The sequence below is a fragment of the Mesorhizobium sp. LjRoot246 genome (genome assembly GCF_964254115.1).
In the GTDB taxonomy this organism is placed as follows: Bacteria; Pseudomonadota; Alphaproteobacteria; order Rhizobiales; family Rhizobiaceae; genus Mesorhizobium.
The window spans coordinates 5,080,918-5,103,707 of record NZ_CAXUSN020000001.1; the positions used below are offsets into that span (position 1 = coordinate 5,080,918).

At 56.3% G+C, this 22,790-nt stretch carries 19 protein-coding genes; all 19 read right to left on the minus strand.

Annotation, left to right across the window (positions count from 1 at the left end; translation table 11 throughout):
* Position 1: 1 nt before the first annotated feature.
* The 19 genes from ACSQ3L_RS24965 to ACSQ3L_RS25055 all read right to left on the minus strand — a co-directional run bounded on the left by ACSQ3L_RS24965 (position 2) and on the right by ACSQ3L_RS25055 (position 22,785).
* The gene (locus tag ACSQ3L_RS24965) at positions 2 to 1,372 is read right to left on the minus strand and encodes a sulfatase (RefSeq protein WP_436162326.1); all 1,371 of its coding nucleotides are present in this window, start codon (positions 1,370 to 1,372) and stop codon (positions 2 to 4) included.
* Complete coding sequence (locus ACSQ3L_RS24970; protein WP_436162327.1) at positions 1,369 to 2,172, minus strand: sulfotransferase family protein; 804 nt, start codon at positions 2,170 to 2,172, stop codon at positions 1,369 to 1,371. Before ACSQ3L_RS24970 ends, ACSQ3L_RS24965 begins: the two co-directional genes overlap by 4 nt.
* A 168-nt stretch (positions 2,173 to 2,340) precedes the next feature.
* Positions 2,341 to 3,741, minus strand: coding sequence for an ABC transporter ATP-binding protein (locus tag ACSQ3L_RS24975; RefSeq protein ID WP_436162328.1), 1,401 nt, complete (start codon positions 3,739 to 3,741; stop codon positions 2,341 to 2,343).
* On the minus strand, positions 3,731 to 4,510 hold the full coding sequence (locus tag ACSQ3L_RS24980; RefSeq protein ID WP_436162329.1) for an ABC transporter permease: 780 nt from the start codon (positions 4,508 to 4,510) through the stop codon (positions 3,731 to 3,733). The genes ACSQ3L_RS24975 and ACSQ3L_RS24980 overlap by 11 nt, the downstream gene beginning before the upstream one ends.
* 88 nt (positions 4,511 to 4,598) lie before the next feature.
* A complete protein-coding gene (locus ACSQ3L_RS24985) occupies positions 4,599 to 6,287 on the minus strand; it encodes a rhamnan synthesis F family protein (RefSeq protein WP_436162330.1) in 1,689 nt (562 codons plus the stop codon).
* A 7-nt stretch (positions 6,288 to 6,294) separates the two neighbouring features.
* Positions 6,295 to 8,922, minus strand: coding sequence for a glycoside hydrolase family 99-like domain-containing protein (locus ACSQ3L_RS24990; protein WP_436162331.1), 2,628 nt, complete (start codon positions 8,920 to 8,922; stop codon positions 6,295 to 6,297).
* Positions 8,919 to 9,824 carry a dTDP-4-dehydrorhamnose reductase gene (rfbD, locus tag ACSQ3L_RS24995; RefSeq protein ID WP_436162332.1) on the minus strand — a complete coding sequence of 302 codons (906 nt, stop codon included), beginning with the start codon at positions 9,822 to 9,824 and terminating at the stop codon, positions 8,919 to 8,921. Before rfbD ends, ACSQ3L_RS24990 begins: the two co-directional genes overlap by 4 nt.
* On the minus strand, positions 9,821 to 10,891 hold the full coding sequence (rfbB, locus tag ACSQ3L_RS25000) for a dTDP-glucose 4,6-dehydratase (protein WP_436162333.1): 1,071 nt from the start codon (positions 10,889 to 10,891) through the stop codon (positions 9,821 to 9,823). The genes rfbD and rfbB overlap by 4 nt, the downstream gene beginning before the upstream one ends.
* Before the next feature lie 31 nt (positions 10,892 to 10,922).
* A complete protein-coding gene (gene rfbC / locus ACSQ3L_RS25005) occupies positions 10,923 to 11,477 on the minus strand; it encodes a dTDP-4-dehydrorhamnose 3,5-epimerase (RefSeq protein ID WP_436162334.1) in 555 nt (184 codons plus the stop codon).
* On the minus strand, positions 11,478 to 12,359 hold the full coding sequence (gene rfbA, locus ACSQ3L_RS25010; protein ID WP_436163521.1) for a glucose-1-phosphate thymidylyltransferase RfbA: 882 nt from the start codon (positions 12,357 to 12,359) through the stop codon (positions 11,478 to 11,480). It lies immediately after the preceding gene.
* A gap of 147 nt (positions 12,360 to 12,506) precedes the next feature.
* Positions 12,507 to 13,811 carry an O-antigen ligase family protein gene (locus ACSQ3L_RS25015; protein ID WP_436162335.1) on the minus strand — a complete coding sequence of 435 codons (1,305 nt, stop codon included), beginning with the start codon at positions 13,809 to 13,811 and terminating at the stop codon, positions 12,507 to 12,509.
* Between the two features lie 20 nt (positions 13,812 to 13,831).
* Positions 13,832 to 15,091, minus strand: a complete 1,260-nt coding sequence (locus ACSQ3L_RS25020) for a tetratricopeptide repeat protein (protein WP_436162336.1) — start codon at positions 15,089 to 15,091, stop codon at positions 13,832 to 13,834.
* Positions 14,979 to 17,357, minus strand: coding sequence for a GumC family protein (locus tag ACSQ3L_RS25025; protein WP_436162337.1), 2,379 nt, complete (start codon positions 17,355 to 17,357; stop codon positions 14,979 to 14,981). The genes ACSQ3L_RS25020 and ACSQ3L_RS25025 overlap by 113 nt, the downstream gene beginning before the upstream one ends.
* 39 nt (positions 17,358 to 17,396) lie before the next feature.
* A complete protein-coding gene (locus tag ACSQ3L_RS25030) occupies positions 17,397 to 18,173 on the minus strand; it encodes a polysaccharide biosynthesis/export family protein (protein ID WP_436162338.1) in 777 nt (258 codons plus the stop codon).
* Positions 18,174 to 18,252: 79 nt separating this feature from the next.
* Complete coding sequence (locus tag ACSQ3L_RS25035; RefSeq protein ID WP_436162339.1) at positions 18,253 to 18,747, minus strand: hypothetical protein; 495 nt, start codon at positions 18,745 to 18,747, stop codon at positions 18,253 to 18,255.
* Positions 18,748 to 18,885: 138 nt separating this feature from the next.
* The gene (locus ACSQ3L_RS25040; RefSeq protein WP_436162340.1) at positions 18,886 to 19,113 is read right to left on the minus strand and encodes a hypothetical protein; all 228 of its coding nucleotides are present in this window, start codon (positions 19,111 to 19,113) and stop codon (positions 18,886 to 18,888) included.
* A 588-nt stretch (positions 19,114 to 19,701) separates the two neighbouring features.
* Positions 19,702 to 20,844, minus strand: coding sequence for a glycosyltransferase family 4 protein (locus ACSQ3L_RS25045; protein WP_436162341.1), 1,143 nt, complete (start codon positions 20,842 to 20,844; stop codon positions 19,702 to 19,704).
* Positions 20,841 to 21,962, minus strand: coding sequence for a glycosyltransferase (locus ACSQ3L_RS25050; RefSeq protein ID WP_436162342.1), 1,122 nt, complete (start codon positions 21,960 to 21,962; stop codon positions 20,841 to 20,843). The genes ACSQ3L_RS25045 and ACSQ3L_RS25050 overlap by 4 nt, the downstream gene beginning before the upstream one ends.
* A 13-nt stretch (positions 21,963 to 21,975) precedes the next feature.
* A complete protein-coding gene (locus ACSQ3L_RS25055) occupies positions 21,976 to 22,785 on the minus strand; it encodes a class I SAM-dependent methyltransferase (RefSeq protein ID WP_436162343.1) in 810 nt (269 codons plus the stop codon).
* Between the last annotated feature and the right edge of the window lie 5 nt (positions 22,786 to 22,790).

Consider the following 22,790-nt stretch of genomic DNA (forward strand, 5'->3'; position numbering starts at 1 on the left):
CTCAACTCGCTCCCTCTTCAGGAAGGCGAGCCCTGAGAGATGCCGATACATTGGAAAATCGGTTGTCGCCGGCAAGATTGTTCCATTCGTGCGGGTCGGCCGCGTGGTCATAAAGCTCTTCGCTGCCATCGACATATCGTGTGAATCGCCAATTCTTCCACCTCAAGGAATGATTTCCCGCTAGCCAAGTCGTGGTTACCGGCGTCTCCACAGGCTGGGCTCCGTACATTGCGGAAACAAGCGATCGGCCATCAATTTGTTGCGGCACATCCAGACCGCAAAGATCGAACAGCGTCGGGAATAAGTCGATAAGGCTTACCGGCTCGCTGATGCGTGATTTGGCCGCCTGCGCCTTTGACTTTGGCGGGATCACGATGAAAGGCACACGCGTTGCTTCCTCCCATAACACAAACTTGCGCCAATGCAGCTTTTCGCCAAGATGAAAACCGTTGTCACCCCAGAGTACGACCGCCGTATCGTCGGCAGCGGGAGAGCTTTCAAGAGCGCGCAGGATGGCTCCGATTTGGTGGTCGCAATAAGAGATCGAGGCCAGATATCCGTGCACGGCGTCTCGCCACTGATGATGGGAAGTTATCGTCTCGTGATCCGGCGGCGACAATGCCCATGCCTTGGCTATGTCAGGCACGTCATCGAGGTCGTCAGCCTTGACGAAGGGCAATGAAAGGGCGTCTCGATCGTAGTGATCGAAAAAGCGCTTCGGAACATACCAAGGTAGATGTGGTTTATAGAAGCCTGTCGCACAGAAGAATGGCTGTTGGGGTGGGGCCGCCAGGAATCTTGTGACCGCCTGCGTCGTGAGCATGTCCGGCATGAGGCTTTCTTGCTCATCCGGCAGCAGACCCCAGTCAAAATGATGGTTGCGGGGATCAAGTGCCTCAAAGCGGTTAAAATCGAACATTTTGTTCAGCGGACGGTTGGGCGGTAGAGGCTCCGGATTGACGGTCTCGAACGCGTCCCACATGGCCGGACGGTTCTCCGCATCTACCCAACCAGCGTGGCGGTGTCTGTCGCGTCCAGCCGTGGCGTAGTCGAAATATCCATGAAACACTTTACCCGCGCCAAAGCAGAAATAACCGCGCTCCCTCAATTTCTCAAGGAAAGTCGGACGTCGCAACGGAGCGTCCCAGAACGGCTCGTTCGCATAGACCCCAGTGGTTGAGGGTAGACAGCCGGTGAAAACGGACATGCGGCTGGCATTGCAGTAGGGGGCGGTGCAGTAAGTATGCGTGAACGTCGTCCCGAGACGTGCCAGTTTCTCGATATTTGGCGTCTTGACATCCGGATGACGGCCGAGCGGGCTGATCCAGGAGTTCAGATCGTCGGCAACGATGAAGAGAATGTTGGAGGTCACGAGGTCCCCTCATAATTCATCGAATGCCATGTTGACCAATCGTCAACCCGGATACCAGAGGTCTTGGCAAAATCTTCAAGATCTTCGGCATATAGGCTTTTCAGGTAGCGGAAATCCACATCGCTAACGCGACCGAAATCAGATTCACCGACATGTTGGATGATCGGCTTGCCTGGCGGAAAGGGACGTAACTCAAGGAACGTGGCGACCGACGCGAGCGTCGCCGCAGGGTCACGCTTTAGGTCGTTGGATCGCAGGAACAGAACGTTCTGGCGGTCGAAAAGCCCGAGCAGCCGATCGATCTGCCGTCCGTAAAAGCCACGTTCCACGTAGCTGTAGATCCGCCAAGCGGGGTGGTTTGTCGCTAGGTCGCGAAGTCGCCAGCGACCTTGCCTTATGGCAAAGCCGAATGGGACATTGTCCGTGCCTCTGTCGATCTCCATCCGCCAATGCGACCACGCTCGCTCTATGGGATCACGGAAGATCAGGATCAGTCGCATGTCGGGATTGTACTTGGCGATGCGCTCCAGCGCATTCGGCCAGAAGATCGAGATTGGCGTGGCCTCAAAGGCAATTCGATTGTCGCCGTCGGCGGCAGCAAAGAGGCCATGAAACCGTTCATAATCAGGCTTTGCCCAATCCACTCCGGTCTCGTCGTCAAAAAAGTGGGTTTCTTTAACGGTTGGACCTTGCAGGTCTGGGTGGCGCGCAAGGTATGAAAAGAGAGACGACGTCCCAGCCTTTTGCACGCCGGCAATCATAAACCCGACTCGGCCGTCACGCATCGATCCAACTTTCATCCGTCCTAACTTTCCGAGATAACTGCATGGCCGGAATTATCGTCAACAATTGGGTTAACGAAGGTCAACATTGGGCGCGCCTTTCGGAGGATAGGATCACGCGGCAAGCAATTCCTCGATAGGCGACAAACTTTGCGTTGACGCAAAGCATCCTCGCGCATTGGTGGGCTACTTCTTGGTCACAACGGTGTTTTCTGCCTCGTCAGGCACAATATCAATCATCCCGATGCGAGCACGGGTTGGCAGATTTGGCATGATTTTGAATGCTATAGCGTCAACGAGGCGGTGCAATTGCTGAAACTCCTCACTGCCGCCACTTATGTAGACGCCAGCATTTGCGAAGTAAGTACCGGGCAAAAATACGGCCTTGAATGGGAAACAAATGTCAAAAACGTCCCCGGCATTGGCGGAGTGTCCTTCACCGGGGCGATGGCTGGTTTGTCCGGCAAGTTCTAATCCTTGCACCGTCTTTACCAACATCGCAAAACCGACTTTGCCAGACCGAGAAAATTTTACACTGTAGCGACATTGGTAAGTCTGACCCTGAACGAGCACATTGGCCGGATGTCCGTCGGTTCGTGTTATCTTTAATTCGAAAATCGTTGCGCCGTTCTCTTCATAAGCGATCGTCCCCTGTGGGCTGAGATTGGGGTCGAAAAAGTCCTCGGCTGGGGGTGCTTCAAAATCCACCCTAGACTCAGGAGAATCGCCGTCACTCGCCTCTTCAACTGTTTTCAATATTTCTGATCGGATCGGCCCAGCTCGATGGGCAGGAGCATGGATAAGCCTTTGATACTGGCCGACGACCTTCTTTGGCTTGCCCTCGAGAATCTTCTCACCTCCATCGATCAGGATCGCCCGCGTGCACAGTTGCACTATGGTCTGGGCGCCATGACTGACAAAAAGAATAGTGCCACCTCTATCCTTGATGTCTTCGATCCGAGCGAAGCATTTGCGCTGAAACGCCTCGTCACCGACCGACAAAGCCTCGTCCACCACCAAGATGTCCGGATCAACGTTAATGGCGGTAGCGAAGGCGAGTCTAACATACATGCCCGACGAATAGGTCTTCACGGGTTGGTCAATGAACGGGCCGATGTCGGCAAAACGTGCGATGTCGTCGAAACGCCACTCCATCTCCCTGCGAGGCACACCGAGGATAGAGGCATTGAGAAAAACATTCTCGCGCCCAGTAAATTCCGGATTAAACCCGGCGCCGAGTTCAAGCAGTGCAGCGATGCGGCCGTTGACCTCGACCGACCCGCTAGTCGGCTGCAACGTACCACAGATAATCTGCAGCAGTGTCGATTTGCCGGAGCCGTTGCGACCGATGATGCCGACTGTCTCACCGCGACCTATCTCGAAGGAGATACCCGACAGGGCGGCGAAGTCGCGAAAATAACGACGCGGGGGACGGCCCACCAGACGCTCCAACCGCGGCACCACCATCTGCTTGAAGCGATCCTCAGGTCGCTCGAACATCACATAGCGTTTCGACACGTCGCGCACGCGAATGGCTGCGTCGGGTGTTAGGCCTAGAGCTTCAAAGGTAGATCTGTCAGAGGACATCGGCAAAACCTCTGCGGGTCTTCTGAAAAAATTGAAAGCCGAGAAACGCAACCGCGATTGCGATTAGCGAATAGTAACAGAGCGCCGACCAGTCAGGCAGCACTCCGAATATTATCACATTGCGGAAACTCTCGACCGGGATGGCGAGCGGGTTTAGCGAAAGCCAAGGTTGCAGCCAAGCCGGCAACGACGTTCTTTGGAAAAACACAGGCGACAGGAACATGGTCGCGGTTACCAGCGGCGACACGATCTGGCTCATATCGCGGAAATAGACCCCGATCGAGGCCAATATCCACGCGATGCCGACAACAAGGATAATCAGCGGTGCGAAAACCACCGGCGCCAGAACCACCGTTGAAGGAACATCGCCAAAAACGACATAGGCGAAAACTATCAGAACCAGAAGGCTGATGGCCGCATGAAACAGGGCGGCGCCTGCAGAAACTACCGGCAGTATCTGGATCGGGAATACGATCTTTTTGACATAGTTAACGTTGGCTACGATCAGTCCGGGTGCCAGCGAGACTACCTCCGCAAAAAACTGGAAGACGATCAACCCACAAAACAGGATGACTGCAAACTCGCCTGTCGAATGCGTCGCGCTCTGCTGGTCAGGAGTCGTCCAGCGCGATTTCATCACAACACCGAAAACAAACGTGTAGACGGCCAGCATGAACAGCGGATTGAGAAACGACCACAACAACCCGAGCGCAGAACCGCGGTAACGGCCGACAACCTCGCGGCGAATGAGGGACAGCAGCAGAGTCATAACCTACCTATTCTTCCTTCCAACTAGAGGCCGAGGCCAATCAAACTGTTGCTCTCTAAGGCGATTTCAGCTTTCACGGCGCCGAACGTCACAACACTGGAACGTCGTTCCCGATTGACGAGTATCTGTGAATATCTGCCCCACGAAGGATGACGCTGGATGCGGCAAAACCTTGACTGCGCACGATAGGGCAAAAAACCCTTTCGATCGCGTGCGCAAGCGTGCCGTCCTGCTGGCCGTTCTCAGGCTCAAAATCGAGCGTGTCCTCAGGGGTGTTCTTTAACGGCATTAGTGCTTTTGGCGCAAACCAGAACATCGAGCCGGCGAAGAAACCTAGTTCTAGATTCGCCTCCGGAGGGAACGCGGTCATCTCGTTGAGCAGCCGACGTACCGTGTCGCGGTTCGCACCCCAAAACCGGTCATTGGTCAGATAGTATCGATGTGGGCCGACAATGCCGACTTCGCCCGATTTGATCAATTCCACAGATCTCAACACAGTTAGTGAATCGCCAGCGACTGAGCCGTACAACCTATCCCTCCAAAGAATTCCATTAGCGCTGTAAGCGCTTTTCTTTGAGTGAATTTTCAGAACAGCCTTATAGTGATCGAGAGCACCGCTACGATAGACCGATATAAACGGCCCTATATCCCGCCCCCTATTTTCCGAACAAAATATAGAAACGCTTCGCGCCAAATCAGCGAATTCAGAAAAAATTTGACTACAAAAGCCTTCAGACGCCGTGGTTACATGAATATCAAATGGGACAACAATATTCTTTAGCAAGTTTTTAATATCTGATATCATATCGATATAGTGTATGTGGACTATAACCGCTATTTCAATCTCTCCAACCCTCGTTTTTCGCCACCGGGCAAGCTTCACTTTGGGAACGCTACGGACCTCCGCCTTGAGAGTAGAAAGGTTGTCACTTCCGCGCGTGTAGTTGGATTGGCTACGGTTGAGCATTTCTTGTATTTCGCCAAGACGCTCTTGCTCACAAACCTCATCGACAAAGCCCAAATCGATGTGATGGGGGTTATCCCTCAGAACCTCAAGTTTGGCATAGCCCAACTCGCGGGCGACAAGCTCGGCAAGGTGGTGGACGGGATTAAACCGTTGCGCCGGTGAGGTGGCACTAGAAAGGAATGCAGGGCCGGAAGCGTATTGCCTGTCACCAGCGCTCCACTGCTGGCTAGCGCGCTCAAGCTGTTCTGGCGACGGCTGCAGGATCGCCGTAGCCTTAACGTTATTGCTTCGAAATGCCGAAGATAGGCCAATTTCAAACCTTGTTATGGTCTCAAATTTCGAGCCAGTCGGCTCAACACCGGCGAGAAAATCTTCAAACCAAGCCGACCTCAGAACCGACGATCCCAACAAAATCAAATACGACTGCAGATGCCACGAGAATTGATACGACTCGCTTGAACCAACTACATCATATTCAGATTTCAGCTCCAGCATCTTTGCCAAAGTTCTATCAAAAATTTGAGATGAGAGAATAGCAAAGCTGGAATTTACCAATAGTATGCTTTGTACTTCGAAATTTTTCTCCGCATAATTCAAACCAACCCTGTAGCTAAAGAAGTCATACCCAAAATTCGGCCTTCTTATGGTTATAACTTTGGGAAGATTTTTCGCAATATCTTCTCTTATCTCACTCGTCGTTACCAGTATGACGTGATCAAATCTTTTCGATAAGCATGTCAACAACTCGATAAAATTAGCCTCAACGCGATCATTTGCATCAAAATGAGCCACCACAGCGACATTGTCCATCGCTTGTCTACCTCGCTAGCCGAAAACGCCTGTAGAAGTAACTCGCCAAAAAATGCAACGGCGGCAATCTTCGCAGCAGCTTTGATGCCCTCACGGCTATTGGGCTAGGTGGTACAATGGCTGCTAGGATCTCTCTGGGTATTTGCGTAACCGAAAGTTCCTCGTGCCCTGTCGGAGCCACCAGACGATCGAACAACCGCGACCGTGCGCTATTTGTATCGACCGGCTCCTCTGCTGCGTCGAAGAATTTGCCACGAAGCGTCTCCTCCAGATAAGAAAGCCCCCATCGCTGGTCTGGTTCAAGGTAGCATCCCTCGCCCCATTCATTCCATGCATTGACAAATACGAGGCGGCTATCTGGGTCGGGGTGATTCTGCCGAGCCTGAAAGCGCAGGAAGCGAAGCCACTCGCCATATAGTTCGGGCGTTGAATTAATCACAACTGTCGGGTTGTTTTGTCGCCGGGCGGTGTTGTCCCATCCTGGGATAATACCCCTGAACATGTTGAAAGACGGCTTCGGGCGATTTGCGCTTTGAGCAATCATCTTCCGGTAGTCAACAACGCCGCCCGAGAAATTCGGATTTGTGAAAGTCGGAAATTCCGAAGGGTGGTTCTGAGGTCCGTTGAATTTATGCGGGGGAAACTCGACCAGAGAGTCAGCCCCCACCTCGTCGGGCGTGGATATGTCATAGAAATCGACCACGCTGATGTGGAGGCCCGGAAACCCATTGGCAACCACGCGATCCCGCCATAGGGAAAACCAGCGCTGCGGATCCGGGATATCCTTGGCCCGATAGACCACCAGTAGCGGCATGCCGCTAATTTTTATGTACCTCTGGTCGTTGAAGTAGCAGAGCATCGTGTCGATAAAAGCCTCAGCATCCCCTTCGGCGTACTTTTGTTCCAGAAGAATGTTTTTTGTATCCCCATCCCATGCGCGGGTCCAATTTTCATTAGCCCAGCACAAGCAAAACTTAAAATCTATATCAGAATTAACAAATAAATCTATCGGCCTTTCTAATACTCTTCTCCCGCTAAACCAATAGTGATAGAAACAAAATCCATGCAGGCCGTAGAGCCTCGCCATCTCGACCTGCTCCCGCATTATCTGAGGGTGTGTGAGGTCGTAGTATCCTAGTTCGCGAGGAATTCGCGGCTGATTGTGCCCAGAGAAATTAGGGGTTGCCCGCGCAACATTCGTCCATTCTGTAAAACCAGGTCCCCACCATTCTGAATTCTCATCTATTCTATGAAACTGCGGAAGGTAGAAGGCAACAAGCTTTGTTTCATCTACGCACATATTTACTTGCTCTTGTTCATCTGGAGTCTTGGAAAGAGCTAGAAACGTAGGAGAATGGGGATCGAAACCGGTTGAGGGGGTCGGCAGATCATTATTTAATTGAATTTCCTGAGCCAACCTTTCGACTTGAAGCGCCTGTATTTGACTATTTAGATCAACAATAAGCTCCTGAGATTTTTTGAACTCATCTGCCAAGGAAGCGGATTCTTCCAAGAGATTCTGCCGTCCAGCAAGCTCTGCCTCGAGATGCGCTGTCTCAGCCTGCACTTCCGAAATCCTCTGATTGTACTCGAACGTCGATCTTTCGATCTCGTCACCGCGCTGTTTGGCTAATTGCTGCTGCTCCAACTTCTGCTGATGAAGCACTCGAAGGCGGCTATCAAGTTCGGGGAAAAAAGCGTCGCCAAAAATTCTTGAAACAGAATCGAACTCTGCCCTGACCCGATCGAGATTTTCTGTCGCAACTGTATCAACATCATCGGACCTGAGCATTGTAAGTGCCGTATACGCGTCCTTGACCCAGTCAATGATACGCGGATCAGCGTCGAGCAACTCTGTGCTGGCGGCAAAGTGCTGATTGTCGGCCGAGAAATGGGTGGACAACAGGGATTGCCACTCAATGTCGGGCCGCGGCCAATTGAGCCCGAGAGTACTCTTGATCCCATCGATTCCCTGTCGCCAGTCATCAAGCAGACTCTCGTAGGACAACAAGATGCGTGACCGTCCCCGAGTTGCGCGCTCAGCTTCCAGTTCATGGCGGAGCCAAAGAAGCGAACTAAAGCCCATCGTGAAACCGTTCCGGTTCGCCAAGGAGGCGATCACAGCCAATGGATTGCGCTCAATCAGCACGTAGCGCACGTCGATACGCATGCGTTTAAAGATTTCTGCGTAGAGCGGCACGAAACGTGAGATGCGCGGCTCCTTGAGGACAAATAGTGACGCGCTGCCGTATTCCTCCTCGATCAGCCGTGCGATCTCAGCTTTGTAGAAGCGCAGGCGCGACGCGCCGAGATCGCTGGAATCAAAGGATCGCCAGTCATCCCAGCTGCTTCCAGCTTCGGCCAGCATCTGGTCGTGCAGTTCGATGAGGCGGGCCGGCTCCCAGTGCCCAGCTGGATTGGAGGGATTGGCCCCAAGCAAATTCTTCGGCAGTTCCGCGCCGAGCAGATTGATCGCCCTGGTCAGCGCGCTGGTGCCCGAGCGATGCATGCCGAGCACCATGATGCAGGTGCGCTTGGCAGCTTTCGACTTTGTATTGCGCACTTTCGGCGCAGTCTCGCGAACTGCCTGCGGCTTCGCATCCTGCATATTTTCTGGTGAGGGATGCTTGTTCATGCCGTCAGTACCTGTTTCGTGTCGTCCACCAGCCGACGCACCACCGTTTCCGTCGATTGCCGCCAGTCCGGCGCCGTCCAGCCGAACGCAGCGGCAAATTTCGCGCTCGACAGCCGGGAATTGGCGGGGCGGCGAGCCTTGGTCGGGTAGTCCATCGTAGCAATATCCCGTACCCGAGCCCAAGGGCCACCAAACACGCGGCTTGTGTCCAGGATGTGACGGGCAAAGCCGCTCCAGTTGGCCTCGCCGGTTCCGGCCAGATGATAGGTGCCTGACGCAGCAAAACTCTTATTGCCATGCATCATTGCTGCCGCATGCAGGATTGCGTCGGCGATATCAAGCGCTGAGGTGGGATTTCCCCATTGATCGGCCACCACGGCGATCTCGTCGCGATCGGCGGCAAGCCGTAGCATGGTCTTGACGAAATTCTTGCCGAACGGGCTGTAGACCCATGCGGTGCGCAGGATCAGATGGCGCGGATTGGCAGCAGCCACCGCCTGCTCGCCGGCAAGCTTGGAGGCGCCGTAGACGCTGGCTGGCGCAGTCGCGTCGGTCTCGACATAGGCACCGGGAGCGCTGCCGTCGAAGACATAGTCGGTCGAGAGATGGATGACGGGAACGCCAAGCCGCGCGGCGGCCTCCGCCACCTTGCCGGCGCCGACGGCGTTCACCGCGAATGCCAGATCGGGCTCATCCTCGGCCTGGTCCACCGCCGTGTAGGCGGCAGCCGAGACGACGATATCAGGCTTTGCGGCCACAATGGCGTCGATCACCGTGTCGGGTTTTGCCAGGTCGAGTTCCGGACGGCCAATGGCGATGACCTCCACGCCGGCGCGCGCCTGGCCGGCCTCCACAAGGCTTGCAGCGACCTGGCCGTCGCGTCCGGTAACAACGAGCCTCACACGACCTCCTTGCGTGCTTCGCCCAGCCGTTCACCGGCATAGCGCTGCTCGCGGATCGGCCCCCACCACCATTTGTTGTCGAGAAACCAGTCCACGGTTCTCGCCAGGCCGCTGTCGAAGTTCTCCTTCGGCGCCCAGCCGAGGTCACGGCTGATCTTCGATGCGTCGATGGCATAGCGGCGGTCATGACCGGGGCGGTCGGTGACGAACGAGATCAGGTCGCGATAGCTCTTGCCGCCGATGCGGGGACGCCTGATGTCGAGCAGATCGCAGATCGTCTCGACGACGCCCAGGTTCGTCCGTTCCGAATTGCCGCCGACATTGTAGCTTTCGCCCGGCTGTCCCCTGGTTGCGACAACTTCCAGCGCTCGCGCGTGATCCTCTACGAACAGCCAATCGCGCACATTGGCGCCTGCGCCATAGACCGGCAGCGGCTTTTCGTCGAGCGCGTTGAGGATCACCAGCGGGATCAGCTTTTCGGGAAAGTGATAGGGGCCGTAATTGTTCGAGCAATTGGAAAGCACGACCGGCAGGCCATAGGTTTCGTGCCAGGCCCGCACCAGATGGTCCGAGGCCGCCTTCGAGGCTGAATAGGGCGAAGACGGCGCATAGGGTGTTTCCTCGACGAACATGCCGCCATCGAAAGGCAGATCGCCGAACACCTCATCGGTCGAGACATGATGGAAGCGGAAGCGGCCTTTCTTGTCGTCCGCAAGGCCGCGCCAATATTCCAGGGTGGCATTCAGAACCTTGTAGGTGCCGACGATATTGGTCTCGATGAACGTGCCCGGTCCATCGATCGAGCGGTCGACATGGCTCTCGGCGGCAAGGTTCATGACGATGTCGATATCGTCCCGGTGGAGGATGTCGAGCACCGCCCTTTCGTCGCAGATATCGACTTGGGCGAAGCGGTAATTGTGCGCATTCTCGATCGGCCGCAGCGAGGCCAGGTTTCCCGCATAGGTGAGCTTGTCGAGATTGGTGACCTGATAGGCCGGGTTGGCGCACAGATGCCGACACACCGCCGAACCGATGAAGCCGGCACCGCCTGTTACTAGAAAATTCATGCTGTCCTCATCCTACCCCTTTGGCAATCCATCAGGCGAACACCTCGGCGGCGGCCAGCAGCGGCGCCTTGAGGTCCTTGTCAGAAAGTTGAAACCCACCGGCCAATGAAGGCCATTCAATGCCGATGGCGGGATCGTCGAAACGGATCGAGCGGTCGTGTTCAGGCGAATAGGTATCCGTCACCTTGTACAGGACTTCGGTGTCCGGCACGAGCGTCATGAAGCCATGCGCGAAGCCCTTCGGCACCAGAATCTGGTTGCCCTTTTCGGCCGTAATTTCGAGCGCAACCCATTTTCCGAATGTTGGCGAGCTGCGGCGAATGTCGACGGCTACGTCGAGCAGCGCACCTCGGATGACACGCAGCAGCTTGTCCTGAGCTCGCGGCGCAAGCTGGTAGTGCAGCCCGCGCAGGACACCTGCCGCCGCGGAATAGGAATGATTGTCCTGTACGAAACTCAAGCCTATGCCGGCCTGCGAAAAGCGCTCGGCATTGTAGGTTTCCACAAAAAAACCGCGCGCGTCACCGTGCCGTTTCGGAACGATTTCCAGCACGCCATCAATGCCAAGGGACCTGACTTCCAGCACCTAGCCCTCCGCCAGCTCCACCACCCGCTTGCGCAGGTAGGCAGCATACTCATTCTTGCCCAGGCGGTCGGCTCGCCGCAGAACCTTGTCCGCTGTCAGCCAACCCTGCTCGAAGGCGATCTCTTCGGGACAGGCGACCTTAATGCCCTGGCGATGCTCGATGGTGCGCACGAATGAGGAGGCTTCGTGCAAGCTGTCATGCGTGCCGGTGTCGAGCCAGGCATAGCCGCGCCCCAACCGATGCACATGCAACTGGCCGCGTTCGAGGTAAACATTGTTGACCGCCGTGATCTCTAGCTCGCCGCGCTCCGAGGGCCGGATGGCAGGGGCGATGTCGACGACGTCGTTGTCATAGAAGTAGAGACCGGTGACAGCCCAATTGGATTTCGGGGCCTGCGGCTTTTCCTCGATCGTCAGCGCCGTTCCGGTGGCCTTGTCGAAGGAAACCACGCCATAACGCTGGGGATCCTCGACATGATAGGCGAACACCGAAGCCCCCTTTTCGCGCGAGGCCGCGGCACGGCAAAGCTGCGACAGCCCATCACCGAAATAGATGTTGTCGCCGAGGATCATCGACACGCTGTCTTTACCGATGAAATCCCGGCCGATGATAAAGGCTTCCGCGAGCCCGTTGGGTTGCGGTTGCTCGGCATAGGACAGATCGAGCCCGAACTCCGATCCGTCGCCAAGCAGATCGCGAAAAACCGGCAAATCACGCGGCGTTGAAATGACCAGAATCTCGCGGATACCCGCGAGCATCAAAACGCTCAGCGGATAATAGATCATCGGCTTGTCGTATATCGGCAGAATCTGCTTAGAGATTGCTAATGTTAGCGGATAAAGACGCGTTCCACTGCCCCCAGCAAGGATAATTCCTTTCAAGAAGCTCTCCTTGTTCATGCCAGGCCCCCTGGCCCTTGCTGCCCGTGCTTAGGTTCCAAGCAATGGCTTGTCAATCTCGGCACGCCACAAACGAGCGGATCACGTCGAGGCACCAATCTCAAGCCCAATTTCGCGAACCCGCAGCTCTCATCCTGCCAAGGCCGACGACCTGGCGGGAACAAGCGGATTGTCGTCATGGGCCTGGGTCGACTGGCCTTGGCTCAACCGTTCGGCAAAGCCTCTGTGAAAGATGATACCGTTCATATAGGCAAAAATCATCGCAAGCGCTGCCGTTCGCAACGGATAATCAACCAGCGAATGAACGAGCAGAAACGACACTGAGAGAAACGCCGCTTTCTGCAGTGGATCCCGCCGCGCCCCGACAGATGATGCGAGAAGCAATATCAGGTACGCTGTGACCAGAAAAACAACAGCCACGCCACCCTCAAGTGTCAGTTCCAGGTAATCATTATGAGCGTGATTCACGTAAGGCTTGAAGATCATCTCACCCCTTTCGTAAATCTGGTAGACCTTCGGAAAACTGCCGAAACCCACTCCTGTCGCCCAGTTGTCTTCAATTCCTGCGATCGTCGTGCGTGCAAATTCGGCTCGGCCAAAGGCCGGATCGACCACCTCCGCATCGATCTTTGTCCACGCGCCCATCGTGTAGACCGAGAGACCGATGAAGACCGCGGGGATGCCATACCCGCCCAGCCTCGAGCGAGCAGACAGAAAGACAACCGATATTATGGTGATCGCCAGCCCTATCAGAATACCGGCGCGCGAACCCGCGGCCAGAAGCAGCACCAACAGCAGCATCAAACCCAGCGATCCAGACAGAAGGTGCCCACGGAACAGACCGTAGTAGACGACGAAGGGGATGGAGACGAAGAGCAAAGCTGAAAAATGATTCTGGTTGGCAAACAGCCCCGCATTGATCGTGAACGGCAACAACCCCTCTATGGCAACGGTATCGGAGAGCGAATACTGGATCGCCGCGGCCAGTCCGTTACAGACGACACCCATGAAAAAGAACGGCAGAAGCCCGGACACCTGATCTGCGCGCAAGCGGATCACGCTCAGGAAGAATGCCGCCGCCGCCGCAAAATACAACAGACACTCTATCGTGCGCCCGACGCCGACACTGACGAAGCGCAGCCTGGTTTCGCCGATCAGCCATGGATCTGCGAGCAGCACCTCTGGCCGTAATCCGCTCAACAACACTGCCGGCAGCGGCATGATTTGAAAACAGAACAGGGCAAGGGCTAGCGCAAGCAGCCACAGAACCGAAGGAGGGATCCTCTGCCTCGATGGCTTTGACAAGACGACCGCGGCCGAGACGACAGCTGCAATTTCGATCAACGTTTCGGTGTAGAGGCCGCTTACCGTGCCGCCGCCAATCAGCACCGACAGGAAAAGAGCCGAGCCAAGCAGATACTTTTCCCACTCCATGGACCGTGTTGACCGCTCTCTCAAGATGAAACTCTTTCGATGCTCAGCTTGTGCATGACCAAGGTGCCGACGTATCGAAATCGCCAACTCTCAGCGATGGCGGCTGTTTCCAGCCGCAACAATTGCATGGGACATGCGCTTGGTCCGATGGCGAAATCCAGGCTCAAATCCCGCCGGCTGAATGTGCCTTCAGGGATGTTGAACCGGGCTATTTCCCCCGCCGGGTCCACGCATCTGATGGACCAGAACAATTGCTTTGGCAGTTTGAGGTTTCTCGCCGAGGCGATCAGGGAAATCCTGTAGGAGCCGGGAGGCAATTCGATATATTGCTGGAGCGCTGCGTTCCTCACCGGCGTATTCAAAAATCGAACGGTCGCTCCGCTGTCGCTTTCGCCGGCATCGCGCGGCCCGGCAAAGGTAATTTCCAAACCGGACCGATCGTGAACCTGCCAGTCGAATGGCTTGCCGCTGAGGACCGGTTCAAAGCTGCTGTTGAAAATGTAACCACCCAGCGTCCGCTGCTGATCGGACAGGCTGAAAAGGAACAGTCGATAGGCCGGCTCGTAGTCCTTTTGCCTGATGAAGCCATTGATCACGGCAGACAGTTCCTTCGATGTCGGCGGTGAGTTCGATCCGGCAAGGTCGAGCAGCAGTTGATTTGCGGCGCTCAGGCCCCGCGGATCCTGGCCGAGTGCCGAGAAAAGATTGGCTCTCCATGGGGGCTCTATCTTTATGGCTGCCAGGACGGCCTGATATCCGTCCGGATTTGAAAGAATGGCCGGCATGCCAGCGGCGATGACTGGAAACCGGTCCGGCCACCGGCGCAGCAAGGTGTCGATCTCGCCAACGGCCTTTGACAGATCACCTACCTCGATCGAACGGTCGATCGATCTCTGAAGCGCATGGATTTCGGTCTTGGACAGCTTTCGAGCCTGATCGAAGAATTTGAAAGCCTCGTCCGGCTCGCCTTGCCGGCACCTGATCTCGCCCAACAGGCTGTAGAGCCGGGCGTCCGCGACGTTGAAGCGAAGCGCGCTCCTGGCTCTGGCGTCCAAAACGCTGAGATCAGAGCCGTTACCTGTTCCGTTCAGTTCGCTGGCAATGTCATCTATCAAGGCATCTACGTTCAACGGATCGAGGGCAAGCGAGACGGCCGGCGCTGCGGCCTCAAGGAGCCGACTTAGCCCGATCGACGAAGTCGCCAACACCAGAACGGAGGCGACGAACCAAACGCCTGAACGCCGGAGATTTTGCGTGAACGAACTGGCCTGCTCCGTCATCGACTTTGCCCTCAATTTTCGGGATGCCCTCGCCGTAGTCGTGGTACTGGTAGTTCATGTATTTGTAGGCGTTGTTGTAGTCGAACTTGTTCACCGCAAATTTCGACATCGTCGCTCCGATCACATTCGCACCGGCCGCGCGCAGACGCTTGAGCGCCGTCTTGGCTGATTTGCGTGTGACGTGGTTCGCGGACACGACCATCAAGGTGCCTTCGGCAAGCCTGCTGAGGATTGGGGCGTCGGAAAGACCGACAACCGGCGGGGCGTCGATGATGACCAGATCGAAGCGTTTGCCGAGATTGGCCAAGATCAGCGCCATATTCGGTGACGAGAGCAGGTCGGCCGGATTCGGCGGAATCGTTCCGGATGTCAGCACGGTGACATCCGGGTATTTTGTCGTCCTGAAAATGCCGGCCAGATCGTCCTTGCGAACGGTATTTGTCAGCAGGTTGCTCAAACCGATCGCATTATCGAGACCGAACAACCGATGCAGGTTGGGTTTGCGAAGATCGCCATCGACAAGCAGAACTTTTGCACCGAGCGCCGCGAAATCCTGGCCGAGCTTGAACGATGTGGTCGACTTGCCTTCCGAAGGTTCCGAGCTGGTCACCAGCAGCGATCGCGGCGCGCCTTCCGCGCCGGAGAACTGCAGCGATGTCCGCAGCGAACGATAGGCCTCGGAGAGCCCGGACTTTTGATCGGCGATGCTGGCTATGAGTTCGCGGTCATCGACAAGCGGCAGGATGCCGAGCATCGCCAATCCCAGCTCTTTCTCTATCTGCTCCGGATAGGTGAAGGTGTTGTTCAGCAACTCGATGATGTAGATGGCCGATGCAGCCAGAGCCATGAAAAGCGCCAACGCGATTGCAAGATTGATGCTCAGGCGCGGAGAATAGGGGGCCACAGGCAGCGATGCGAAATCGACAATCGCAGCGCTTTGCGTCTTGAGTTCCGAGCTAACCCCGACTTCATTCAGCTTGGTGATAAGGCTGTCGTACTGCGACCGATTGGAATCGACCTCACGCTTCAGGATCGTGTATTTGATATTCTTGTCGTTGAAGACGACCTGCTGTCTTTCCATCTCCGCGAGTTTGGACTCGAGGTCGGCCTCCTTGTTCTGCGCTTCCTGGTATTTCAGTCGCAATGAATCGGTTATCGCCAGAACGCCGTTGTTATAGAGCCGCTGCAGTTCCTTGATCTGCGACTGCAATTGCTGCATTTCCGGAAAACCAGGCTTCAGGATGCCCAGTTTCTGCTGATACTGGCTGGTCAAATCCGCCAGCTTGTCGCTGAGCTTCTGCAGACCTTCGCTTTCCAGAACCGGACCGAGGCTCGACCCGCGGCCCTTTTCTACCTGATCCACCACCCGCCCCGCATCGAGGCGCTCCTGGATTGCCGTGGCCAGTGCCGTGTTCAGGGCTTCGATGTTCGAGCCGATCAGCGATTTGTCATCGCTCGTGATCGTGATGCCGGCATCTTTTGCATAGACGACCAATTCCTCCTCGGAGGTCTGCAGCTTTTGCTTCACCAGCAAAACCTGTTCCTGGATGAACTGCCGTGCCAAATCGGAGGTCTCGCTCGTCTGGTCCAACCGCTGATCGATAAAACTCTGCGCGACCTGATTGGCTACGTCACTTGCATATTTCGGCTTCTGATCGACAAAGGTGATCGACAGCAGGCTTGTATTGGTGACCAGATTGACCGTCAGGTCTTCCAGAACGCGCTTGATGGCAATTGCCTCACGCTCTTCGGGAGTCTTCTCCTCGATGGAAGGCGACTTGGACATTCCGAATGCACGATAGACAATGTTGCTCAGCGAAAAGCTCGGCGTTGGAAACAGGAAGTCCGGCCTTTCGCTAAGCCCCAGTTGGAACACCACACGCTGAGCCAGCGTGCGGCTCCTCAACTTTTCACGCGCGGTCAGGAAGGCCCGGACGTCGCTGTTTTCGGAAACGACCTCGATGTCCTGAAAGACCCTCGCCGAAGGGACCAGAACTTCAAGTTGCGTCGTTGCCTGATATTTTGGTGTCTGCATCATTGTCACGATGACGCCGGCAACAAGCCCGGCCGCCACCATGGTCACGATCAGCCAACGATACTGGACGATATAGAAAAGCAGCTTGAGTGGATTGAACCCCTCATCCTGACTGGCATTGTCGCGACCATTGGGACCGTAGTTTCGCGGCACATCGTAGTAGAGATCCGCAGACAGGGCCTCACCATGTCCGGGTCCGGCACGTTCGGACTGCCTGTTACGATCGAGCATGCGCGAGGTGATCCTGGGTTGTCCGCATCGTGACCTGTCCTACGGAATGACCGCAATGCGGGCCGCGCTGGAGGCGAGGCCGAGGGCATCCTTCAAATTGTTCATTGCGATTTTCGACTTCGAGGCAAAGACAACGATCACGTCGCCGCCATAGATGCGCGGGTTGCTATTCTTGCCGGCGCGAATTTCCTCGACATTGTAGTTTGCCACGAGCTTGTTCTGGCCGACATTGCGGTAGACGAAGACCTTGCCGGCATCACCGACCGCGTTGAAGCCTCCGGCAAGGGCGATCGCATCCAGCAAGGAAGCGCTGCTGGTGACCGGATAAATGCCGGCCTTGTTGACTTCACCATCGACCGTGATGCGCTGGCCAACCGATTCCTTGACGAAAATCGTCACATCAGGCGACTGCAGGTATTTTTCACCATAAGCGGTCTCGATTTCCTTCTCGAGCTGACGAACGGTCTTACCGGCCGCGGTCATCGTTCCGATCAGCGGAAGCGAAATCTGCCCGCCCGCGTCGACCTGAACGGTTCTGTTCAGATTGTCGACCTGGAACACGCTGACCTCGAGCACATCATTGGCGGACAGGGGCTGCTCGCTGCCATTGTGGGTACTCTGCGGCGCAGCCAAATCCTTCACCATCTGCAGCGTGCCACCGCCAGCAAGGGCCGTGGAGGACGACACCGGTTGAAACGCGCTGACAGGGCGCGTGGACGATGTCGACGCAGTGCTGGCGCAAGCTGATATCGCAAGCGAAACAAGCAACGCAGGTATGGTGCCGGCATGATGTCTTGCGAGATCGAAAATGCCCATCACAGAGATCCGCCCTTGAACAGCCGGCCAAATCCACCGAAACGGCCCACGCTGCCGACAGCGGGTGGTCGGCTCTCGACTACCGGCTGACGGCGTCATCGTCGTCCTGCATGCCGATAGCAAGTGCCGCGGCACCACCAACCGCGGCGCCCCCCAGCAGAACCGGGAGCATGCCAGGCTCCGAGGTGCCAGGCACGACCGTCGCAGCTGGCGTGTAGAGCGAAACACACATGCCGCCTTCGACAGGATCGACTTTGATCGTGGCGTTGGCCGGAATATCGAACGCGCAATTGGTGCCGACAGCCAGAGAAGCGGACGCCTGCGTCCCGGTCATGATGCGCGCGCCTGAATACACCGGCGCCTCAGCGCCCACCCCCGCATAGCCGTCGGCCTGGGACATCTGAACATCACCATGGACCTGCGTAAGACGACCAACCGCACCGGCGATCGAAGGCACGGTCGCGAGACAGGAACAGGTTTGCTGAGCGACAGCCGCGGGTGTGGCAAACAGGACGCTCTCTGCAGCAAATGCAGCAAGAGAGAAAGCAGCCCCGAACCGATGACGATTCGTCATTTTTACCCCACCCAACCTGCAACTCACCCTCCTGGGACGAATTACACCCGCTCCACCCCAAGAGATCCCCAGCCCGCTGCCAGTCAATTCAGTCCGGGCAAACCCACCACCATGGCGTCAAACGCCGCTGCCTCTCCGTCAGCGGCTGATGCTGTTGTCGTCGTCCTGCGTCGCCGAAAGTACGCCACTCGTCAGAAGCACCCCGTCGAAAATCGCCTCCGGCGGACCGAATCCGCCGCCACCACCGGACAGCCGAATGGCGGCTGTCGCGCAGTTGCACGAGGCGTCCTGGGCGAAGGATGAAACCGGATCAAAACCGATTGACGCCACAAATACGGCAAGCGTGGTTTTAATCACAAGGTTCATCTGTCTTTGATCCCCTCTTGCTGCATCACCTTCGACGCACCAATTCAAAGATAGTAAATCAGCGCGTACCAGTTTTTTGCCACAATTCCAACTCGTTTCGCGCGATCGAGGCAATTTAACCTGATTCGTGCCTGCCCGAGCGCAGTACTTTAGCCAAACCACATGTATAATTTTCGACTGCCTGCCACAGGTTTCTTATTCTCGGGTAGAAAATTGAGATGTCCCTTCCCCCGTGACTGAGTCGATATGATTTGATCAAAGCCAGCGTGCCAAACCATTTTCGCCAAAATCGCCTAATTTGTTGATTTATCAATACATTTTTTCTCTAGATCTTCCCTCGACGGCAGCCGTGCGATTTCGACTATTTGTCGTGCTGACAGCCTGTAATTCGAGATCGAATCGATACTGATCACGGCTAACGGGTATGCCAGTTGAGCACCCATTCCGGGCTTCGGACTGGGATCGTTCTTTGCAAGGAACCGATCTTCAGAGTCATACCCAAAACTCAAGAGCCGGTGTTACCCAATAAAAGACCCACAAATACCCGAATGCAGGAAACTGGTCTGGCCGACGTCAGGGCAGATTCAGTCATTTCACCGCCAGGGCGCTCAGTCTTTCTATCTGCCGAATGTATCTCTCGATGACGATCGTTTCCGAAAACTGCCGCTCGACCTTCCTTCTGCTCTCCACTCCCATTCGATCCCTCGACGCATCATCCATCATCGCAAACTCGATCATCTTGCTTGCCAGATCATTTGGGTCCCTAACCTTGCACAGGAAGCCGTTTACGGCGTGGTCCACCACCTCCCGGCATCCGGGCACATCGGTCGCGATCAGCGGCTTGCCCATGGCCGCCGCCTCGAGCAATGAGCGCGGCGTTCCCTCCCTGTAGGAGGGCAAGACGACACAATCGGCGGCACGCAGGAAGGGCCGCACGTCGTCGGTGGAACCGAGATAGTCGACCAATCCCTCGCCGACCCATTTTTCCACCTGCTCACGGCTGACCGCAGTCCGGTTTTCGACATCAAGAAAGCCAAGCAGTTGGAAACGAACAGCGGGCACCTCCCGGCGAACCCGACGTGCCGCCGCAATGAACTCGCCGACGCCCTTGTCCCAGAGAAGCCGGGCCACGAGAAGAAAGACAATGGCGCCAGACCGGGTGTGCACCTCGGCCGGCGGGGCAAAATGCACGAGGTCGATGCCGGAGCCAGGCAAAAGTCCGGTCTGCTCCTTGCGAACCATGTGCTCGTCGACGAACAGCCTCCGGTCGTCGTCATTCTGAAAGAAAACCATTTTGGAACGGGTCAGTGCTACCCGATACAAAGCCTTGGCAATTCTGAGCAGGAGGCCGCCACGGACGAATGCCGTCCCCAATCCCGAAATGTTGTTGATGACCGGAATGCCGTTCAGATTGGCCGCGATGGAGCCGAACACATTAGGCTTGATCGTGAAGCCGACAAACGCCAACGGCCCCTCAAGCCGCAAGAGACGCCAATAGCGCCACAGAAGGACCAAATCCCGCAATGGCGACGTGCCGGAATTGTCCATTTCGAGTTCGACATAGCGGCAGCCCATGGCCGCTATCAGCGAAGAATATTCGTCTCTCGGCGCGACGATGACGACGTCATAACCACGGCTCTGCAACGCCTCGACCAGACCCTTGCGGAAATTGACGACGTTCCAGGACGTGTTCATCGAGATGATTATCTTGTTGCGAACCGCAGGCTTCATCTCTGCCCACCCGGATATGACCAAGGCGCTCCCAACAGCATATCCGCAAAACGCCCCGGCGATCTTTCCGACAAGGTCTTTCCGTACAAGGCCGACCGATCGCTGCCGCGAATAACCTTCAGCAATGCATCCGCAATTTCCGATGCGCCAAACCCGCCTGAAATCTCCAGGCCGGACAACATGTGGAGATCTCCCGCACAGGGCGTGGTGACGATGCCGGGAATCCGGCAGGCCATCATTTCGAGAAGGACGTTGGGAAATCCCTCCGTCACCGACGTGAGCACGCCGGCGCGCGATGCGCGAAACAGCGGAAATGGATTGTCTCTCTGGCCGAGCAGATTTACGCGCGAGGCCAGATCAAGACTGCTGGCGCGGGCTCTCAACTCCGCTTCCAAGGGTCCGGAGCCAACCATCGCAAGTTCATAATCTTCGCCGGTTCTGCGCCTGACCTCAGCGAGTACATCAATCGCGATCGTCGGGCGTTTTGCCTCGATAAGCCGGCCGCACCAGACGATCTGGGGGCGACGGGAAAACATCTTCGCGTCATCCTCCGGCAAGGTCTCGGTGGACATTTTGACGATGAGATCTTCGTCAACCGGATTGGGCAAAGTGTACAGCTTGGCAATGGCACGCCGGGGCAACACATGGCGCAGGCGTTCATTCATGTAGCCCGTTTGCGCGACAACCATGTCCTGGCTGCCATAGGCAGCGTAGAGCGCCCTGTAGGCCAATGCGCGAGGACCCTTGAAGCGATCCAGAAGGACCGTGGACTCGCGAGCGACCAGTCTGCGGCTTCGAAGAACGCCAACGCTTCGCGCGGCGGCCAGGAACGAATTCACCCGCGCGTGGCTTGAGAGCACCAAATCGTACCGATGCCGGATCAGTCGTGGGGCGAGCAAAACCTCGCTCATGGCTTTGCCGTCGCCAAAGCCGTAGCTGCGCCGAATTCCATCCTCGTATGATCCAGCGGCGTCCCCCGCTGGCTGGCCACCCAGAAAGCCGATTTCGACATCCCAGTCGGGCCGGCTCGCGAGTGCACGCGCGACAAGGTTCAGGATGCTTTCGGCACCACCTCTGACATCGAGCGGGATGGCGATCAGCGCGAGCTTGCTTTTCATGGGCCGCCAGGAGTCACGGTTTGCGCCGAAAGACATAGGCGTAGGTTTCGGCAGCATCCTTGCCGAGAAGCAGGGCCGAAAAGCCTAACCAGATGCGCCAGACGAGAAAGGCAGGTACGAAAAAATAGAAATAGGAACTCTTCCAGAACAGACGACGCTCGATGAGTTCCAGGCCGTTGCGTTTTGCGATTACCTCGACCTCACTGGGAAGGCACTTGTCGTAGAAAGCCGGAAACCCGTCATGACCCTTGCCCTTTTCGGGGTAGATCGCAAAAAGCAGCCGTCGTTTCATCCCCTCCGGCAGGACCCGATTGAGCCTGGCGAAAACAGCGTTGCGCGAGGGCGAGAAAATGGCAACCATGCCTCCCGGCTTCACGCAACTGGCAATGCCACGCAAGGCACCCTCACCGTCGCGGACGTGTTCGAGCGTCGCTTGACAGATCACAACATCAGCATCGCCCCTCCCCTCAAACGAGGTGAGGTCCGCTTCAATCTCTTCGTCGTATATTCCGCGCGGTGCTTTCGACAGTTCCACCGCGTCTAGGTCGAGCCCGACCACAAAAAGCTTCAGGCGCCGCTTCTCCGGGAGGCTGACGAACGGCCTGGCACCCCCGCCAAGATCGTAAACCCGAGCGTCTGCGGTCAGCAAAGCGGGCGCTATCTCCGTCGCAAAGGTTCGGTTGCCGTCGATGCGAAGGCGCAATGGCAACGTTCTGTCCAGGAACTCGGAAATGGCCACGTTCGCGCGAACAAACCTTCGCGACATCGATACTGTTTCGACGTCGATCTCGTTTGCCGATCTGCGGCCACTCGGATTCGACATCCGCG

Excerpts from the sequence above, each read along its gene's own strand:
- ACSQ3L_RS25025 (WP_436162337.1), bottom strand. The coding sequence starts at position 17,357 with ATGCTCGATCGTAACAGGCAGTCCGAACGTGCCGGACCCGGACATGGT.
- ACSQ3L_RS25055 (WP_436162343.1), bottom strand. The coding sequence starts at position 22,785 with ATGTCGAATCCGAGTGGCCGCAGATCGGCAAACGAGATCGACGTCGAA.
- ACSQ3L_RS25030 (WP_436162338.1), bottom strand. The coding sequence starts at position 18,173 with ATGGGCATTTTCGATCTCGCAAGACATCATGCCGGCACCATACCTGCG.
- ACSQ3L_RS24985 (WP_436162330.1), bottom strand. The coding sequence starts at position 6,287 with ATGGACAATGTCGCTGTGGTGGCTCATTTTGATGCAAATGATCGCGTT.
- ACSQ3L_RS24990 (WP_436162331.1), bottom strand. The coding sequence starts at position 8,922 with ATGAACAAGCATCCCTCACCAGAAAATATGCAGGATGCGAAGCCGCAG.
- ACSQ3L_RS25015 (WP_436162335.1), bottom strand. The coding sequence starts at position 13,811 with ATGGAGTGGGAAAAGTATCTGCTTGGCTCGGCTCTTTTCCTGTCGGTG.
- ACSQ3L_RS24975 (WP_436162328.1), bottom strand. The coding sequence starts at position 3,741 with ATGTCCTCTGACAGATCTACCTTTGAAGCTCTAGGCCTAACACCCGAC.
- ACSQ3L_RS25040 (WP_436162340.1), bottom strand. The coding sequence starts at position 19,113 with ATGAACCTTGTGATTAAAACCACGCTTGCCGTATTTGTGGCGTCAATC.
- ACSQ3L_RS25050 (WP_436162342.1), bottom strand. The coding sequence starts at position 21,962 with ATGAAAAGCAAGCTCGCGCTGATCGCCATCCCGCTCGATGTCAGAGGT.
- ACSQ3L_RS25045 (WP_436162341.1), bottom strand. The coding sequence starts at position 20,844 with ATGAAGCCTGCGGTTCGCAACAAGATAATCATCTCGATGAACACGTCC.
- rfbB (WP_436162333.1), bottom strand. The coding sequence starts at position 10,891 with ATGAATTTTCTAGTAACAGGCGGTGCCGGCTTCATCGGTTCGGCGGTG.
- ACSQ3L_RS25035 (WP_436162339.1), bottom strand. The coding sequence starts at position 18,747 with ATGACGAATCGTCATCGGTTCGGGGCTGCTTTCTCTCTTGCTGCATTT.
- ACSQ3L_RS24980 (WP_436162329.1), bottom strand. The coding sequence starts at position 4,510 with ATGACTCTGCTGCTGTCCCTCATTCGCCGCGAGGTTGTCGGCCGTTAC.
- ACSQ3L_RS24970 (WP_436162327.1), bottom strand. The coding sequence starts at position 2,172 with ATGAAAGTTGGATCGATGCGTGACGGCCGAGTCGGGTTTATGATTGCC.
- ACSQ3L_RS25020 (WP_436162336.1), bottom strand. The coding sequence starts at position 15,091 with ATGACGGAGCAGGCCAGTTCGTTCACGCAAAATCTCCGGCGTTCAGGC.